At 38.0% G+C, this 17,682-nt stretch carries 18 protein-coding genes and 1 rRNA gene; 11 read left to right on the forward strand and 8 right to left on the reverse strand.

The window, feature by feature from the left end; genetic code table 11:
- Positions 1-50: 50 nt before the first annotated feature.
- Positions 51-2,465, reverse strand: coding sequence for an alpha-ketoacid dehydrogenase subunit alpha/beta (locus MM239_RS10880; RefSeq protein ID WP_241348268.1), 2,415 nt, complete (start codon positions 2,463-2,465; stop codon positions 51-53).
- A gap of 443 nt (positions 2,466-2,908) precedes the next feature.
- Here MM239_RS10880 and ald point away from each other — a divergent pair, with 443 nt between their 5' ends.
- Positions 2,909-4,027 (forward strand): alanine dehydrogenase, encoded by a 1,119-nt coding sequence (gene ald / locus MM239_RS10885; protein WP_241348269.1) that lies wholly within the window; start codon positions 2,909-2,911, stop codon positions 4,025-4,027.
- 68 nt (positions 4,028-4,095) lie between these two features.
- Here the strand turns inward: ald and MM239_RS10890 are convergent, their stop codons facing one another.
- The 3 genes from MM239_RS10890 to MM239_RS10900 all read right to left on the reverse strand — a co-directional run bounded on the left by MM239_RS10890 (position 4,096) and on the right by MM239_RS10900 (position 6,964).
- Complete coding sequence (locus MM239_RS10890; protein WP_241348270.1) at positions 4,096-4,707, reverse strand: DUF6992 family protein; 612 nt, start codon at positions 4,705-4,707, stop codon at positions 4,096-4,098.
- A 71-nt stretch (positions 4,708-4,778) separates the two neighbouring features.
- Positions 4,779-5,414: a LysE family translocator gene (locus MM239_RS10895; protein WP_241348271.1), complete on the reverse strand. Its 636-nt coding sequence runs from the start codon at positions 5,412-5,414 to the stop codon at positions 4,779-4,781.
- Positions 5,414-6,964, reverse strand: a complete 1,551-nt coding sequence (locus MM239_RS10900; RefSeq protein ID WP_241348272.1) for a GH3 family domain-containing protein — start codon at positions 6,962-6,964, stop codon at positions 5,414-5,416. The genes MM239_RS10895 and MM239_RS10900 overlap by 1 nt, the downstream gene beginning before the upstream one ends.
- 48 nt (positions 6,965-7,012) lie before the next feature.
- Between MM239_RS10900 and MM239_RS10905 the strand changes: the two genes are divergently transcribed.
- From MM239_RS10905 to MM239_RS10925, 5 genes are read left to right on the forward strand one after another with little or no spacing between them, the layout of a single operon-like run.
- A complete protein-coding gene (locus MM239_RS10905) occupies positions 7,013-7,678 on the forward strand; it encodes a YggS family pyridoxal phosphate-dependent enzyme (RefSeq protein WP_241348273.1) in 666 nt (221 codons plus the stop codon).
- 60 nt (positions 7,679-7,738) lie between these two features.
- On the forward strand, positions 7,739-8,125 hold the full coding sequence (locus MM239_RS10910) for a DUF423 domain-containing protein (RefSeq protein ID WP_241348274.1): 387 nt from the start codon (positions 7,739-7,741) through the stop codon (positions 8,123-8,125).
- Complete coding sequence (locus MM239_RS10915; RefSeq protein WP_241348275.1) at positions 8,122-9,438, forward strand: D-alanyl-D-alanine carboxypeptidase/D-alanyl-D-alanine-endopeptidase; 1,317 nt, start codon at positions 8,122-8,124, stop codon at positions 9,436-9,438. Before MM239_RS10910 ends, MM239_RS10915 begins: the two co-directional genes overlap by 4 nt.
- 19 nt (positions 9,439-9,457) lie before the next feature.
- Positions 9,458-10,501, forward strand: a complete 1,044-nt coding sequence (locus tag MM239_RS10920; protein ID WP_241348276.1) for a S66 peptidase family protein — start codon at positions 9,458-9,460, stop codon at positions 10,499-10,501.
- A gap of 3 nt (positions 10,502-10,504) precedes the next feature.
- Positions 10,505-11,212, forward strand: a complete 708-nt coding sequence (locus MM239_RS10925; RefSeq protein ID WP_241348277.1) for an SGNH/GDSL hydrolase family protein — start codon at positions 10,505-10,507, stop codon at positions 11,210-11,212.
- A 79-nt stretch (positions 11,213-11,291) separates the two neighbouring features.
- Here the strand turns inward: MM239_RS10925 and MM239_RS10930 are convergent, their stop codons facing one another.
- Both MM239_RS10930 and MM239_RS10935 read right to left on the reverse strand, forming a co-directional pair.
- Positions 11,292-11,681: a DUF1573 domain-containing protein gene (locus MM239_RS10930; RefSeq protein WP_241348278.1), complete on the reverse strand. Its 390-nt coding sequence runs from the start codon at positions 11,679-11,681 to the stop codon at positions 11,292-11,294.
- 66 nt (positions 11,682-11,747) lie between these two features.
- On the reverse strand, positions 11,748-13,193 hold the full coding sequence (locus MM239_RS10935) for an ATP-dependent DNA helicase (RefSeq protein WP_241348279.1): 1,446 nt from the start codon (positions 13,191-13,193) through the stop codon (positions 11,748-11,750).
- Positions 13,194-13,216: 23 nt separating this feature from the next.
- Between MM239_RS10935 and MM239_RS10940 the strand changes: the two genes are divergently transcribed.
- The 4 genes from MM239_RS10940 to coaD are packed head-to-tail and all read left to right on the forward strand — an operon-like array spanning position 13,217 to position 15,655.
- Positions 13,217-13,720 carry an NUDIX domain-containing protein gene (locus tag MM239_RS10940; RefSeq protein ID WP_241348280.1) on the forward strand — a complete coding sequence of 168 codons (504 nt, stop codon included), beginning with the start codon at positions 13,217-13,219 and terminating at the stop codon, positions 13,718-13,720.
- Positions 13,721-13,773: 53 nt separating this feature from the next.
- Positions 13,774-14,355, forward strand: coding sequence for a hypothetical protein (locus tag MM239_RS10945; RefSeq protein WP_241348281.1), 582 nt, complete (start codon positions 13,774-13,776; stop codon positions 14,353-14,355).
- A 2-nt stretch (positions 14,356-14,357) separates the two neighbouring features.
- Positions 14,358-15,188, forward strand: a complete 831-nt coding sequence (locus tag MM239_RS10950; RefSeq protein ID WP_241348282.1) for a DUF3822 family protein — start codon at positions 14,358-14,360, stop codon at positions 15,186-15,188.
- Between the two features lie 11 nt (positions 15,189-15,199).
- Positions 15,200-15,655, forward strand: a complete 456-nt coding sequence (gene coaD, locus MM239_RS10955) for a pantetheine-phosphate adenylyltransferase (protein WP_241348283.1) — start codon at positions 15,200-15,202, stop codon at positions 15,653-15,655.
- Here the strand turns inward: coaD and MM239_RS10960 are convergent.
- A complete protein-coding gene (locus MM239_RS10960; protein WP_241348284.1) occupies positions 15,643-16,329 on the reverse strand; it encodes an NUDIX hydrolase in 687 nt (228 codons plus the stop codon). The genes coaD and MM239_RS10960 overlap by 13 nt on opposite strands.
- A gap of 105 nt (positions 16,330-16,434) precedes the next feature.
- Here MM239_RS10960 and pyrE point away from each other — a divergent pair, with 105 nt between their 5' ends.
- Positions 16,435-17,079, forward strand: a complete 645-nt coding sequence (gene pyrE, locus MM239_RS10965) for an orotate phosphoribosyltransferase (RefSeq protein WP_241348285.1) — start codon at positions 16,435-16,437, stop codon at positions 17,077-17,079.
- A 524-nt stretch (positions 17,080-17,603) separates the two neighbouring features.
- Here pyrE and rrf read toward each other — a convergent pair.
- Positions 17,604-17,682: ribosomal RNA gene (rrf, locus tag MM239_RS10970) — 5S ribosomal RNA — on the reverse strand; the annotation flags it as partial.

Genomic DNA, 17,682 nt, shown 5'->3' on the forward strand with positions numbered 1-17,682 from the left:
AGCCCTTTACAGACTGGTTTTTTCTTCAACTAAAGCACATGAGACAACTATTATATAGCAGGGAATTTTTGTGGATTTGACTCATGCATAATAGCATAAACTTTCTCTACTACATCCTCCACTGAAGGCTTGGAAAAATAGTCTCCATCTGAAGAGTACGCTGGCCGATGCGCCTTGGCTGCAATTGCAGCTGGTTCTGCATCCAAGTGATAATATATACCTTGATGCTGTATTGCTTGCTGCATCATATAAGCTGTACCTCCACCAGGGACATCTTCATCTGCGAACAGGACTCTATTGGTCTTTTTAACTGATGCTCCAATCACCCCACTTGTATCAAATGGCAGCAAAGTCTGAACATCAATCACCTCAAGATCAATACCCATCAAAGAAAGCTCTTCTGCGGCATCCATGACTACCCGACACATAGAGCCATAAGTGACTACTGTGATATCCTCTCCTGACCTTAAAATCTCTGGTGAACCCAAAGCAACCTTCATTTCAGAAATATTAGTCGGCATTTTCTCTTTGAGCCTGTAGCCATTTAAGCATTCGATCACCAAAGCTGGCTCATCAGCTTCCATCAAGGTGTTGTACATGCCAGCTGCCTGGCTCATGTTACGCGGCACACAGATCACCATTCCTCTAAGAGAATTAAGCAACATCCCAATAGGAGATCCTGCATGCCATACTCCCTCTAATCTATGTCCTCTGGTACGCACAATAAGTGGAGCCTTTTGACCTCCTTTGGTTCGATATTGTAGACAGGCGACATCGTCAGCCAAGGTCATCAATGCATAATAGATATAATCTAAATATTGTATCTCTGCCATCGGCCTTAATCCACGAAGTGCTGCTCCCAACCCTTGACCTATAATTGTACACTCCCTGATCGATGTATCGGTCACTCTCCACTCTCCGTGTTTTGCTTGCAGTCCTGCAAATGCCTGATTTACGTCACCAATTTTACCTACATCTTCTCCAAAAGCAAAAAATCTTGGATCTCTCGATAGGATACTATCAAAACATGCTTGAAGAACTTCCCTTCCATCTACTTGAGGTGAATCATCTTCATAGACTGCAGGCACCGGCTCTATTCGCTCTACGTTATATTCAGATTGACTATATAGGTGACTATTGTACCTGTCTTCATTGAGCTGTTGCTGCGTAGTGTACCAGCTTTTCAAGTCTTGCTTGATAGCTTCATCATCATTTCTCAAAATCCACAAAGCCCTTCTTACCGTAGAGATCACGTCCTTTCTGATTGGGTTGAGGGTTTTTGAAAGCTCTTGAGCTAGCTGATTAATTCCTGATGGATCCGAGCAGCTAGACGCTACGGTTTTCAGCAAGCTAACAGCCTCATCCAATTCTTTTTTAATAGTCCCTGCAAATGCCTTCCATGCAATATCTTTTTGCTCTTTGACAAACTGTTTCGCTTCCAGTTCTATTTTATCTAACGCTTCTTGGTTGGCTACCTCATTTTTGATGAGATAGTCTTTAAACTTAGTGAGACAATCGTGCTCTTTTTCCCACTCAAGTCTTTCGGCAGACTTATATCTCTCATGAGAGCCTGAAGTAGAGTGACCTTGAGGCTGTGTCATCTCTGTCACATGAATTAGCACAGGGACATGCTCTTCTCTAGCTATACGTGAGGCATTTTCAAAAGCCCTATCCAAACCTTCATAATCCCAACCTTTCACCACAAAGATTTCATACCCCTTTTGATCATCATTTCTTTGAAATCCTCTAAGGATTTCAGAAATACTCCCTTTGGTAGTATGGTATTCATTTGGTACAGAAATCCCATATCCATCATCCCAAACAGACACTACCATAGGCACTTGAAGTACCCCTGCTGCATTGATTGTTTCGAAAAACATACCCTCAGAAGTCGAGGCATTCCCTATGGTTCCCCAGGCTACTTCATTACCTTTGTTGGTAAAGTCCGTTAAGCTATGAAGGTCTTTGTTTTCTCTAAATAATTTGGATGCATAAGCTAAGCCTAAGAGCTTTGGCATTTGGGCTGCCGTAGGCGAAATATCCGCTGATGAATTCTTGATGTTCATGAGGTTTTTCCAAGTGCCATCATCATTTAGCGACCTTGTAGCAAAGTGACCGTTCATCAACCTTCCGGCTGATGCTGGTTCCGCATTAACATCAGTGTGTGCGTATAGTTGTGCAAAGTATTCTTGTAAGCTCAGGTTACCAATGGCAAACATAAATGTCTGATCCCTGTAGTACCCTGCCCTGAAATCTCCCTTCTGGAAATACCTAGCCATTGCTAGTTGAGCAAGCTCCTTTCCATCTCCAAATATTCCAAACTTCGCCTTCCCCATAAACACCTCTTTCCTGCCCATCAATGAGGCATGCCTACTTTCTTGTGCTATACGGTATTCTTCTAAAAGCTGCTTTTTATCCACAGGCTTCTTAATTCTTTTGGATGATGCTGTTTCGACTTCTGCCATAATTTTAAGTTAACTAAAGCTATTTTGGGTAATTACATGTCTTTTGCAAGTATCTCAAAAATAAAGAATTTTGTCTTTTCTACAAACTACTCAACAGTATAAATTTGAAATTTTCCAGAAATTTATTTTGACAATATTTACAAAAAACAATTTTATCAAAATTTTATTTCAATAAAAACAATTAAACATTTATTTTAAATTACACATCATGTGATTCGCCAATACTTTCATAAGCGTTAAAAAACTTCTATTAATACTCAAAATTTTCAATCATTAAAATTACATTTTTAAAATTTTATTAAGAAAAAACAAAATACATGAAATTATATTCCAAATTAAAATGTAATTCTATCTTGATTCAAAAAAGTATATGGATTTTCCAAATAGAATGCTTATACATTATTATATTTGCCGCCATTAAATCTAACCCAAATTTACAAGACATGATAATAGGTGTTCCAAAGGAGATTAAAAACAATGAAAACAGGGTTGCATTGACCCCGGCTGGAGCCAAAGAATTAGTAAAAAGAGGACATTCAGTATTTGTGCAGCATACAGCTGGTGAAGGTAGTGGATTCTCTGATGATCAATACACAGAAGCTGGTGCAGCCATACTACCTACTATTGAGGACGTATATGGCATTGCAGAAATGATCATGAAGGTAAAAGAACCAATCGAGCCAGAATACAAACTGATCAAAGAAGATCAACTCTTGTTCACCTATTTTCACTTTGCATCTTACGAGCCTTTGACAAAGGCAATGGTCGCTAGCAAATCTATCTGCTTAGCCTATGAAACTGTAGAGAAGACAGATAGAAGCTTACCACTTTTGGTGCCAATGTCAGAAGTAGCTGGAAGAATGGCCATACAAAAAGGTGCCAACTACCTTGAAAAACCATTAGGAGGAAGAGGTATTCTACTTGGTGGTGTACCAGGAACACTTCCTGCGAAGGTTTTGATCCTTGGAGGTGGTGTAGTAGGAACTCAAGCCGCCTGGATGGCCGCGGGACTGGGTGCAGACGTGACTATCATGGATGTGTCTCTCCCTAGAATGAGATACCTCGCTGATGTGATGCCTGCCAATGTCAAAACCATGATGTCTAATGAGTACAATATAAGAGACATGATCAAAGATGCAGACCTAATCGTAGGCGCTGTGTTGATACCAGGAGCTAAAGCCCCTCACCTGATCACCAGAGATATGTTGGCTGACATGAAAAAAGGAGCTGTCCTTGTAGACGTCGCTGTCGATCAAGGTGGCTGTATCGAAACTTGTAAGCCAACTACACACGAGAATCCTACATATGTAATCGATGATGTAGTTCATTATTGTGTAGCCAATATGCCTGGTGCTGTTCCTTACACTTCAACTTTAGCATTGACTAATGCCACACTACCTTATGCTATTCAGCTAGCAGATAAAGGTTGGAAGAGAGCTGCGCAGGAAAACTTTGAACTTGTACCAGGCTTGAATGTCATTCATGGAGACATCGTTTACAAAGCTGTGGCTGATGCTTTCAATATGGACTATGTGCCTGTAGAAAAATATTTAGCTGACTAAGCTTTCGATACATAATAAATGAATATTGAAATAGGTTTGGAGTTTCATACACCAAACCTATTTTATTTTTAAAAATTCATCATCAATCCAATACCGTTTTGGGTAGTTCCAATGTGCTTTACAATTTCAGGCAACGCTTTACCATGCCCTAAATGAAATGCGTACTTGATCGCATCAAAACTCATCAAAAAAGCCCCTTGTAATATTACTGATTTCCCGAAACCTTGAAGCTGTTCACTACCTACCCTGCGACCACGTTCATTGAGGTATAACCCGCCTGCCATATAGGCCACATCCAAAGCAGCATTTACGATCAAGATCTTTTCGATACCATGTTGCGCTTGCATCGTCTCCCAAAAATCTGACCCTGGTATTTCCTTCATCGCCGAATAATAGCCAAAACCAGCTATGGCAAGATTCACTGTGTTCCAGTATATATTCATTTGATGAAAAGCTTTTGTTTGCCCAGAAGTCCGTCCTGCCATTACTCCTCCCAAGACCATGTTACCTACCGCCCAAGAACCCAAAATCAACATTCCTGACTTATTGTATTCTATACGCTTGGCATTAAATTCCACCAGTTTTTCCTGTTGCTCATTTTGAGCAGCAGCTTGAAGACTTAACATTATCATAAGTAACATCAAAGTGAAGTTGAGAATGTTGCTTTCTTGTGTTTTCATATAAAGGCATTTTTTTCGAAATGATCTAACAAAAAATTGGACAGCGATTGAACTACACTTATTAATACCCACTAAAGCATCAAATGTTTATCATAAGCGAATAAAATCAACCTGACCCCAAAAAACACCAATACAACAGCTACGACCCTATTCATTCTTACCATAAATTTAGGAGTCACGAAAGGCTTGAGCTGTTTTGCTACAAAAGCTTTCAGAAGATCTATCGCAAATACGGTAAGCAAGATGCCAGCATAGTAAAAGAATATATCTGTATTTTTAAAATCATCTTTGATACTCACAATACCCGCTATAGAAATCCAAAAAAGCATCACAAATGGATTTACACCATTGATGCTAAAGCCCTTCAAAAATGCTGTGGTCTTTTTAGGCTTTGGAAAAACAAATCCAGCAGTGTTTGGTCTTTGAACTGATTTTTTGAAAAATGTTGTAATCCCAAAACCTATGAGAACTACTGCACCTCCATAGCCTAAATACACTTCGAAGAGCGGATTCTGCGCAAAAATACTCACACTAAAAAAAGTGATCAAAACATAAATCAAATCACTCATCAAAATACCTAAAGCCAATACAGCTGTATTTTTGAAGCCTGAGGAAATCGAATTTTGAATCAAAGTAAAGAATACTGGTCCTATCATAGCTGACAAGATAAGACCTACACTCAACCCTTCAAATATGGCCTGACTCATCAAATTGATATGTTATTTGCTTTAAGAAAAGCAAGCCAAGAATTCAACTTCTCTCCTTTCAGGACCCTGGGAAATTTATTTTGGCCACCTTCTTTACCCTCAGACTTCATCCAAGTATAAAATAGCGAAGGTGAAATCCTAGTCAGCTTCACTTCTTTCAAAGCATGTTTTCTCTCTACAACATAATCATCATTGAGCGTCTTGAGCTGGGCATCAATTTCATCACGCAGCAAAGTTTCATCCACTTCATCTTCAGTACCGATGAACCAATGATGCATAAATAAATTCTCATGAGGTAAACCTACCACTGTAAACTCTCTGACATCTATGTTACAAGCGTCCTCTAAGAGATTGATGGCTTTATTCATATTATCTACAGAAAGATGTTCTCCGCAGAGACTCAAAAAATGCTTAGTTCTTCCTGTTATGATTATTTCATTTTCAATTTTAGACACAAATTTAATGGTATCCCCTATAAGATACCTCCATGCTCCTGAGCAAGTGGTAATCAAGATAGCATACTCTACCCCTTCTTCTATTTCATCTATTTTTAGTGGCCTGACACCTGACCTTAACTCACCATTTTGGTCAAAGTTTTCATCATTGAAAGGCACGAACTCATAAAAGATCCCATTGTTTAGCACTAACCTCATCGAACCGCTATTTGGCTTGGCTTGAAAGGCCAAAAATCCTTCAGAGGCTAAGTACGTCTCCATGTAAATTAATGGCTTGGCCAATAGTTTTTCAAAACCTTTCCTGTATGGCTGAAAAGAAACACCTCCATGAACAAAAATTTGGAGGTTGGGCCACACTTCATGTATGGTTTTGACTTGATAGTGCTCTATAATTTTTTCCATAAGAATTTGAAGCCATGCTGGCACGCCAACTATGATTCCAATATCCCATTTACTTGCATTTTGAACAATCTGATCTAGTTTTTCTCCCCAATTTTTATTTTTAGATATTTTTTTACCGGGTCTATAGAATCTCTGAAACCAAATCGGTAGCCTACCAGCTGTGATTCCACTAAGGTCTCCTGAGAAGTAAGTACCATTAAATTCCAAATCTGTACTACCTCCAAGCATCAGTATCCCTTTGGTGAATAAACTCGTAGGTAAATCATATTTCGACAAGGTAAGGATCTGTCTCACTCCAGTTTTTCGGATTGCCTTGACCATATCCTTTGAAATTGGGATGTATTTGGAAGCGGCTCCTGAAGTTCCTGAACTCAAAGCAAAATACCTGATTTCTCCAGGCCAAGTGATATTTTTTTCACCCTCCTTTAGCCTATACCACCACGCTTCATAGATTTTATCATAGTCATAAATGGGTACATTTTGGCTAAACTCTTTGTAAAAGGTATCATCATCTAATTTGAAGCTTTTCAACAGCTCACTAAAAGCATACTTTTTCCCAAAAGCAGTCTTTGCGGATTTTATCATTAATTTTTGCAGTACATGTTTTTGAAGAAAAGCTGGAGAACTGTATTCTTGCTCCAAAGATTCCCTTAATCTGATGCCGTTTTTTAGTAATGTCCCTAAGATAGCCATATCTTTGTTTTGGTATATTTGAGTTATTGAGCTGTCAAAGTTAAAAGAATGTCTATCAAAGAAAACTTAATCGAAATAAAAAATACCTTCAAAAATCAAGATTGCTTGCTCGTAGCTGTTAGCAAAACCAAACCTGTTCAAGCCATACAAGAAGCATATGAAGCAGGAATCCGAGATTTTGGAGAGAACAAAGTGCAAGAACTTGTTGAAAAGCAAGAACAACTACCTAAAGATATTCGCTGGCATATGATAGGACATTTGCAGCGAAACAAAGTAAAATACATAGCACCGTTTGTTCATCTCATTCATGGTGTAGATTCATTTAAGCTACTAAAAGAAATCAATAAGCAAGGAAAAAAGGTAGACCGGATCATTCCTTGTCTCATTCAAATCCACATAGCACAAGAAGATTCTAAGTTTGGTTTTGATCAAAAAGAGTTGGACGAAATGCTGGATAGCACTGATATTCAATCCTTACAAAATGTAAAAATCATCGGTCTTATGGGTATGGCGACTTTTACGAATGATGAGCCAAAAGTAAAGGCTGAATTCCGTAGGCTCAAGAACCTTTTTGAAGCGCTAAAAACAAAAAACCTCCCTTCAAACTTTGAGCTTAGAGAAATCTCAATGGGTATGAGTGGAGATTACCTTCTTGCGCAAGAAGAAGGTAGTACCATGGTGAGAATTGGATCAGCTATCTTTGGAAGCAGGTGATCAAATAGTTCATATTCGTCAATAAAAATTTAAAAGTAAAATTTTCCATCTCTTAAAAAAATGAACAAGCATATACGTATTGCAGCAATATTGGGAGGCTTAGCAGTTGCCATTGGAGCTTTTGGTGCTCATGGACTTGCCGACATTTTGGCAAAACATGGTCGAATTGAAACTTTCGAGACAGCCGTAAAATATCATTTCTACCATGCCTTAGCTATACTTGCTGTTGGGATCATTATAGAATTGTACCCTGACAACAAATCCCTACCGAAGGCTGGGCATATGTTCTTAGTTGGTATAGTGATTTTTTCAGGATCCCTTTATACACTGTCCTTGACTGGAGTCACTTGGCTTGGAGCAATCACACCAATTGGTGGTGTAGCATTTATTATAGGCTGGATTTTCTTATTTTTAGCTACCAAATATAAAACTAAAAACGACTTATGATATTGAAAAAAAGTATCTTTTCCTTCATTCTATTTCTTCAACTTGTCTACGCAAAAGCTCAGCATCACGAACACCTGGAAGACAGTATAAGAATAAGGTATGAGGGGCTGAATGCATTGATTGGCCCAAACACTTTTTTCGACAATCATTTAACTGGATTTATGCTGTATGATTTGGATAGCCAATGGGTTCATTTCGAGAAAAACAGTCACATGAACTTCATTCCTGCATCCACAACAAAGTTGCTTACATTCTATGCATCTGCCGTTGTACTCAACAGGAAAACAAACACTTTCAGGTACACCGTACAGGGTGAGGAAATCACCATCTGGGGATCTGGAGACCCTTCATGGAGGTACAGCTTACTCCCACAGCCAAAAATTGAGGCTTTTTTGCAACCTTATAAAAAAATCAAATATTCGACATCTAACTGGAAGGACAACAGTTTTGGGAGAGGTTGGAATTGGGACGATTACTATTATGCATATTCAGCAGAAAGAAGTCCCCTACCAATCTATGGAAATATCGCCACCTTCAGAAATGTAAATGGGAGACCTCAAAGTAACATTCCCACGATAAGCATTGTAAGCTCAAGTGAACACCTTAACCTAACGACTCTCAGAAGAGATTTCCATAGCAACACATTCTATTACAACCCTAGAAGCTATACACACCCTGGCCCAATACTACCCTTTGTTACTTCAGCTGAACTAACAGCTGAAATATTAAGAGATATTCTCAAAAAGCCTGTTGAGGTTGTAAATACTACTTTACCCTCAACAGCTCAAAAGTATCAAGGAGGAGATTTACAGCCACTTTGGAAAGAAATGCTTCAGGAAAGTGACAACTTTATCGCCGAACAAATCCTTCTAATGGTCAGTGATGAATTACTTGGTGAGCTCAATGCTGAAAAGGCAATTCAGCAAGTTTTAAAAACTCATCTCGCCGACCTTCCTGACACACCACAATGGGTCGACGGATCTGGACTATCCAGACACAACTTGGTAACTCCACGGAGTATGGTGCAGCTAATTGAGAAACTTGACAAAATAATCCCCAGACAAGAACTTATTCGACTACTCCCTCAAGGAGGAATCAATGGTACTTTGAAGAACAATTATAAGGCGCCTACACCTTACGTTTTTGCTAAAACAGGCACCATCAGTAACAATCACTGTTTAGTAGGCATCATCAGATCAAACTCAAACAGGTACTACGCATTTGCTTTGATGAACAACAACTACCTCAATAAAGCATCGGAAATCAGGTCAGAAATGGAGAAAGTACTCCTTTTCATCAAAAATAATTTTTAAAACTCAAGCAAGCATTGACATGAACAAAAGGAACTTCATCAAATCTATAGGACTAGCATTGGGATCTCTTCCATTTATTGCTTTTAATTCAAAGGAATCTTCAGCAACCTATCCAGCCGCTATGCTCCCAAAACCGTTGAAAAAAGGTGACTGGGTTGGGTTGATAAGTCCATCAGCTGCCACAGCCGAAAGGGTTCAGTTCATGTTTGCACAAGAAGCTCTTGAAGCTTTAGGATTCAAGGTCAAGCTGGGAAAAAACCTTAAAAATCGGCACGGCCATTTGGCAGGAACCGATGAAGAGCGCGCTAGTGACTTGAAAGAAATGTTTGCAGACCCTGACATCAAAGGCATCATATGCATCAGAGGAGGCTCAGGAGCAGCAAGGATTTTGCCTTTGATCGATTATGAATTAATCAAAAAGAACCCTAAACCTCTCCTTGGTTATTCGGACATTACAGCATTGCACAATGCCATTCAAGCAAAAACTGGCTTAATCACTTTTCATGGACCCAACGGAACTGGAAGCTGGAACAGTTTCAATGTAAAGCAGTTTGAAGAAGTTTTTTTCAACAAAGCTTTGGTAACCTTCGAAAATGAAGCCCAAAAAGGTGACGACCTTGTGGTCAAAAACAATCGAACGTTTACATTACATCCTGGAGTCGTCGAAGGTAAAATTCTAGGTGGGAATTTGACCGTTCTCACAGCACTATCAGGAACTCCATATTTACCTGATTTTGAAGAATCCATTCTTTTCTTGGAGGATATTGGAGAAGACCCATACAAAATAGACCGAATGATGAGCACCTTGAAGCTCAATGGAACTTTAGACAAAATCAAAGGCTTTGTCTTTGGGCAATGCACAGACTGTAGCCCTTCTGGTGGCTATGGATCGTTGACAGTAGATGATATCCTAGATCATTACATCCTACCCTTGGAAATTCCCGCATTCAAAGGAGCGATGATTGGACATATACCAAAGCAATTTATTATTCCTGTAGGAGCCAAAGTGAGACTTGACGCCAATAAAAGTACCATCACTATGGTAGAAGAAATATTTGGATAAAACATGAAAAAACTAGCTAACAGCATTTTGCTATTGACATTGATTGTAGCTTGGCAAAGCTGCATTTCTTCTCAAAGCCTTCAAAAAAATCAAACTGAAATGGATTCAAATAAACTCACCTACCTTGCCCTTGGAGATTCTTACACCATTGGTGAAGGAGTAGAAAAACCTGATCGATACCCAAATCAACTTGTCGCCAAGCTCAAAAACACAGGTATAGCGTTCAATGAACCAACTATCATAGCCACTACTGGATGGACGACTGATGAGCTTCAGAGAGGTGTAGAAGATGCTCAAATTAAAGGTAAATTATACGACCTAGTGACCCTTCTCATCGGGGTCAACAATCAGTACAGGGGCAGGTCTGTAGAAAATTTCAGAGAAGAATTCCAAGCTTTACTTCAAGAGGCCATCCGATTTGCAGGAGAGGATACATCAAAAGTAATAGTGCTTTCGATTCCAGATTGGGGAATCACTCCCTTTGCCAGCGATAGGAATGTAGATACAGAAAAGGTAAAAAGGGAAATAGATGCTTTCAATAGTGCCAAACAAGCTATATGCTCAGAGCTTGGAGTCACTTACATAGATATTACAGCACATTACCGCAAGTATGGAAACCAGCCTAAATCTCTGGTATCGGACAAACTTCACCCAAGCGCATGGATTTATGATCATTGGTCTGACTTATTACTAGGAGTGATTGAAAAATGATTTAGAAAAATCAACTGATATAAAAACAAAAAGCAGACTTGAAAAGCCTGCTTTATTGAATTCACTAGGTTATGTTTATTTATTTACCTTTAGGTAAAACATTGGAAAGTAAAGACACCTTTTCAATTGGCTCTGCTGCATTAGAATAAACACGAACTACAGAGTTTTGCTTACCCATTTTACCAGCTGAATTAAATACTACTTTCATTTCTCCTTTTTCACCTGGAGCTATCGGTGTCTTTGGCCAATTTGGAGCAGTACATCCACAAGTAACGGCAACATTAGAAATCACAAGAGGTGTATCACCAGTATTTTCAAATACAAAAGTGTGTTCTACTTTATCACCTTGAGTGATATCTCCAAAATCAATGGACTTTTCTTTGAAGATAATTTCTGCACCTTTTTTCTCCTGCGCTTGAGCAGCAAATACAAAAAGCACCATAACCATTAATAAACCTAACTTTTTCATTTTCTTATTTTATTTAATTTTATTCTTTTACTAATCACAAATTCAATCTTAAACATTGCGTCTAGATTAAACTATCTCTGGATTCTCCCCATTAATGTAAAACTTTGCATGAAAGTTCACCATGAACAGTTCTTTTTTAGCCCTAGTTACAGCCGTATATAACCATCTCATATACTCCTTATCAACTTGCTCCTCTGTTAAGAATCCTTGATCCACAAAAACAGCATCCCATTGACCACCTTGCGATTTGTGACATGTCAAGGCGTAGGCGAATTTAATTTGTAGCGCCGAAAGATAGGGATCTTTTTTGATCAATTCCATTCTTTCAGATTTATTAGCCACATCCGCATAATCCTCCGAAACTTGTCTATATAATTCCTTATATTTTTCAGGCTCTAAAGAAGGAGAACTAGTATACAAGGTGTCAAGAATCACTTTTGCTTCGAAGTTTGGTTCTTCGGGGTAATCGATCAGCCTCAACTCTAATGTCGCAAATCTCAAGCCATAAATTTCTTCAAAAGATCTGATTTTTGCAACTTCAGCAAAATCACCATTGGCTAGAAAATTCACCTTCTCAGAGTCTGCCATATAAGTATAATTGTTTTTGACAATCATAAGCAAATCTCCAGCACTAATCTCCTCTTCAAAAAAATGAATTGTTCTCCTGATGTACTGATTGTATTGCACAGCCATTTTGTTGGATCTGGTAATGATTGTGGTACTCTCCACCCCATATTTTTGATATGCATACCTAAGTCCATCTTCTAATCTCTCCCCTGTCATTTTGAAGAAATCTTTGAAACCTTTGGTGTAAAAACCAATCCTAGGTTTGTCTAGTACTACTTGCTGTCTAAGCAATGTCGCATTGTAAAGAATTCCAGAGTTCAATTGTTGCCTCATCACTTCAGTCAGTTCAATTTCATCTGCTTGGATTCTAAAATTCCTTATCAGATACTCCTTATCCAAAGCTGGACTTTGCTGACTACCTACTGGTGGCAGCTGCGCAGTATCGCCTACAAGCAAAAGCCTATTGCTACTTTCTTGATACACAAAATGAATTAAATCCCTCAACAAGCTCCCAGCTCCATCATCAGCAAGCATAGATGCCTCATCGACGATGAACAATGTATCTTTGTAGTAGTTTTTTGACAATTCAAATCCACTACCAAACTCAGACATATTCTCTTTGGGACGATAGATAATTTTATGTATTGTAAATCCAGCTCTACCACTATAGTTTCCCATAACTTTAGCCGCTCGGCCTGTTGGTGCCAGTAGCAAAGACTTAAAATTCAATTTAGGCAAGCTTTTTACTAATGCAGAGATCAAAGATGTCTTACCAGTACCAGCATATCCTCTAAGGACAAAGGCCATAGGGTTTTCAGAATCCCAAGAGAAAAAGAAATCCATTTTATCAAAAAATCTCCTTTGCCCTGATGTAGGTTCATGAGGGAAATTTCTATGCAAAAGCAAAGAAGGCTTTGGTCTGAATTGATTATCTTTATTGTTCATGTAGCTACGAAGCTAAGCTTAAAATGGAGAAATTGGAACAAACGATTACAGAGAAATTCGGCAACAGGCTAAGAGTCAGGGTAAATGGAGTTTTAATCGTAGAAAATAAAATCCTTCTCATCAAACATAAAATGGGTAATGGGAAGTTTTTTTGGAATGTTCCAGGAGGAGGTATGAAATTTGGCAGCTCCGCAGTGGATAACTTAAAACGAGAATTTTTAGAAGAAACAGGACTTGATGTTGAAGTAAAAGATTTCTTGTGTACATTTGAATACTTGGAACAACCTCTACATGCAATTGAGTTATATTTCGAGGTGAGCATTAAAAGTGGCGTTTTAAAAATGGGAAAAGACCCAGAGCTTAGTGAGGACATGCAGTTGATCACAGAAATTAGCTTTCTCGACATGAATAATCTTGCGCTCATCAAAAAATCGGAGAAACATAGACTGTTTTGGGGAATAAATTCCTTGAATGATGTGAGAAAATTGAAAGGATATTTTAATTTTGAAAATAATTATCTAAAATAGCACTTTATTAGAAATACCATCAACCTTATCAAGTAGATTAAATCAAATCAAAAATGACTTTAACTAGAATATTATCTATTGTCTTCCTTATTGGTGCTTTGGGCCTAGGATACAAGCTTTACGACAGCGTTGATAGCGTAGTAGAAGCAGAAAAAGAAATCGAAAGAACAGAGAACAGAATCATCGAAAAGCTTAAAATGCTCAGAGATGCTCAAATTGCATACAATGCATCCAATGGTGAATATGCCTCAAACTGGCAAGATTTGAAAAACTTCATCCAAGGAGGAGAAATTTGGTTAGTTGAAAGAAAAGAAACTACCAAACTATTGGAATATGGCAAGGAAGAGACTACCGTAACACTAGATACTTTGGGTTCTGTAGGGGTAATTGACTCACTTTTCAATGCAAGAAAATACCCTAATTTCAACCTTGAAAATTTAAATGTTGTGCCTGGATCTGGAGGTAAAACCTTTGAGTTTTTCGCTGATAAAGTGGAGAGAAATAGCAGGGAGATACCGGTATTCGAGATTAAGGATCCAGACCCTATCAACCCGAAAAGAAGATTGAACAACAAGGAAAAAGCGCTAAGAGTTGGGTCAAGAACAGACTCTTCTACAGCTGGTAACTGGGAATAATCTTGGCTAATTCTTTAGAAAATATTCAAGAGAATAAGTATAGCGATAAATTTGACACGAATTTAGTGTCAAGTTTATCGCTTTTATTGTTTGAAGAGAAATACATCCTTTTTGCAAAAGACGGAAATGAAGCTATTACAGCGATTCATCAAAAGTTTTTTTCCGATTATGCCTCATTGAAAGATGTACTTCAGAGGGACAAGCTTTTCAATCTACAAGTTCCAGCCAAAATACTTATTTACGATGAAAATTTCGCATTGATTCCAGGAGTCTTATTTGATATCAATCAACTCAGCACTTATCTTTCTTTCGCTCAAGACCCAAGTACTTCTCAAGCCGATTACTTTAGCAGTATAGACAGCAACAACTTATATATTGCGGGAGCTATTTCGTTATCTCTACATGAGATATTGACCAAAGGAAGACAAAAAGCTAAAATTCATCATGGAAGCACCTCTTTTTTGGCTTATCTACTAAAAGACAAAAGCACTTACCTCAACCAGGAAATATTCATTTATCTAAGAGATAAGCATTGCTTTATTGCTGCATTCAAAAACAATCAATTGGCAAACTTCAATACTTACGCTATAGAAAGTAAAGAAAGTCTCCTTAATTACTCTTTTGGTATTTTGTCTCAATTAAATTTTGACAGGAAGTATTGCAAGGTCACCGTAATGGGAGATTATCTTGCTTTAAACATTGATCAAGATTTTGGTAATAAATATTTCAAAAACTTTGTATTGACTCAACCTAAGCAAAATCAAAAGTATTTAAGTGGAGTTGAAGTGTTTTTAAACTCTCCTCTATTTGAAGCTCATTGGGAATATAATTAAGCCACTTAGACATGAATAAAATTGCGATATTCCCTGGGTCTTTTGATCCATTTACCAAAGGACACCATGATATTGTCAAGAGAAGCTTAGAGCTATTTGACAAGGTTTATATAGGCATAGGTTACAATTCATCGAAAAAGAATAGGTACTTCGAGATAAACGAAATGGTAGCAAAAATCAAAGGTGTATATGAATCTGATGATCGCGTTGAAGTAATCGTATATAATGAGTTAACAGCTTTTTTGGCAAAAAAAATTGGAGCAAACTTTTTAATCCGAGGGCTTAGAAACACCACGGACTTTGAATACGAAAATACAATCTCTCAAATGAATAGGAATCTCAACGAAAGTTTGGAAACCGTATTCCTTATCACATCCCCAGAATTTGCAGCAATCAGCTCTACAATAATACGTGATGTCCATCGCTATGGAGCAGATATTCAAGCATACCTTCCTTACGAAGTCTGAACTTTAGGTTCCATCTTCAAAAACCTTTTATACAAATAGCGCATTGATGGATAAGAATTCACCAAGGCTACTTTTGCTTCTTGATGATTCAACCATTTGATATCTTCTATCCCCTCCTCTTTTTGGGGCTTCATACCAGTATCATTTAAATTCTCCATTGAAAACCAGTAGGTTTTCTTCAGGATACTCTTTCGATTGTGAGTATAAGTATGCCATGTTTTACATATTTCCGCTCCTAGTTTGACCGAAATTGCGCATTCTTCTTCTACCTCACGAATAGCACATTCGGAAGGAGTTTCTCCCTTCTCAAATTTACCTTTAGGTAAATCCCATTTCCCTAACCTGTGAATAAAAAGTACCTTTTCTCCTTTTTTGACAACACCCCCAGCAGCTTTGATAATGGTAAACCTACTTTTGATAAACTTTTTCAACTCATCCGTATTTGTAGAGACCAAAACAACAGAATCTAAGTTTTTAAGCTTCCTAGTGCGTAATAAATAAAGTAGCTTGATAATAATATCCTTTGACGGATTAGTTATTAATACGTCATCATGGAAGTTTGCAGAAGTAGGTAAATCTAAAGGGTTTTCATAGATGCATTCAAAGGTTCTATCTTTCGGGAGCTCATGAGGAGTCAATATATCCAAAGGCTTATCATTGATAAAAATTTTCATCGTACTAGGTACTAATTTGAGTATGAATGATTATTACATTCAAAAATGCATAAAAAAAATCAACCTGCACAATTCCAACTCCCTTTTATCTGCTATTTTTGAGGTATGAAATTACTTGACAAAACTATAGCGGCTGAAATCGCCTTAAATCTCCTCGAAATTGAAGCTATAAGATTACAACCAGACCAACCATTCACTTGGGCTTCTGGATGGAAATCACCGATATATTGCGACAACAGACTTTCACTGTCGTATCCAGCAGTACGTTCCCTTATCAAAGACAACTTGGTGAAAGCCATACAAACACAATTTTCAGATGTTGAAGCTATTGCAGGTGTAGCTACTGCAGGAATTCCACAGGGTGCTTTATTAGCCGACGCTTTAGGTTTGCCATTTGTCTATGTAAGATCGAAAGCCAAAGGCCATGGAATGGAAAACATGATAGAAGGCAAAATTACACCTGGGCAAAAAGTTGTTATTGTAGAAGATTTGGTATCTACAGGTGGTAGCTCTTTGAAGGCAGCAAAAGATTTGAAAGATTCTGGATTCCAGGTATTAGGTATGGTTGCTATATTCACCTATGGATTTGATATTGCTACGCAAAATTTTGAAGAAGCTGGTATAGATTTAGTTTGTTTAAGCAATTATTCCGCTATGCTTCCCCAAGCATTAGCAAAAGACTATATTGATGATGAAACATTGGCTTCGCTGGTAGAATGGCGAAAAGACCCAAGTACTTGGGGAAGATAAGAATTTATTGATACAACAAGATTATGCTTTTAAAATCCCAAGACCTAGATCTTGGGATTTGTTTTTAAAACATTGGACGCTTAAGGGCTACCTTTGAGATCATCGAGGTTAAAATTCAGCACGCAGAAACGCAGAGAGTTTCTAAGCAAAAAATGGATAGATTGGACATTTTGTGGACAATAAAGGCTTTTGTGACATGCTTTCATTTTTTTATCTCTTATTGCTAATTCACTAAAAAGTGCGGTTAAAAACAATCGCTACTCAGCACAAACTTCCTCTTTACTATATTTCGCCGAAGCTGTCTACCCATTGGAAGAGGCATATATCCACTATATATCGCAAAGCATATATCATATCTCTACATCAAAATCTACTTATCAGAAAAAAATACACAAAACTCAAGATCATCATCAAAAGCTCTTGTTTCTCGTCTCTGGTTCCTTTTCTCTTGTCTCTAATTTCTAACTTCTCGCTTTCCCCATAAACGCCAAAAGCCTCTCAGTTTCCTGAAAGGCTTTTTAATAATGTGGCGGCGACCTACTCTCCCGGGTGTAACCCCAGTACCATCGGCGCAGCAGGGCTTAACTTCTCTGTTCGGGATGG

This window comes from Belliella filtrata, from assembly GCF_022549775.1.
Taxonomy (GTDB): Bacteria; Bacteroidota; Bacteroidia; order Cytophagales; family Cyclobacteriaceae; genus Belliella; species Belliella filtrata.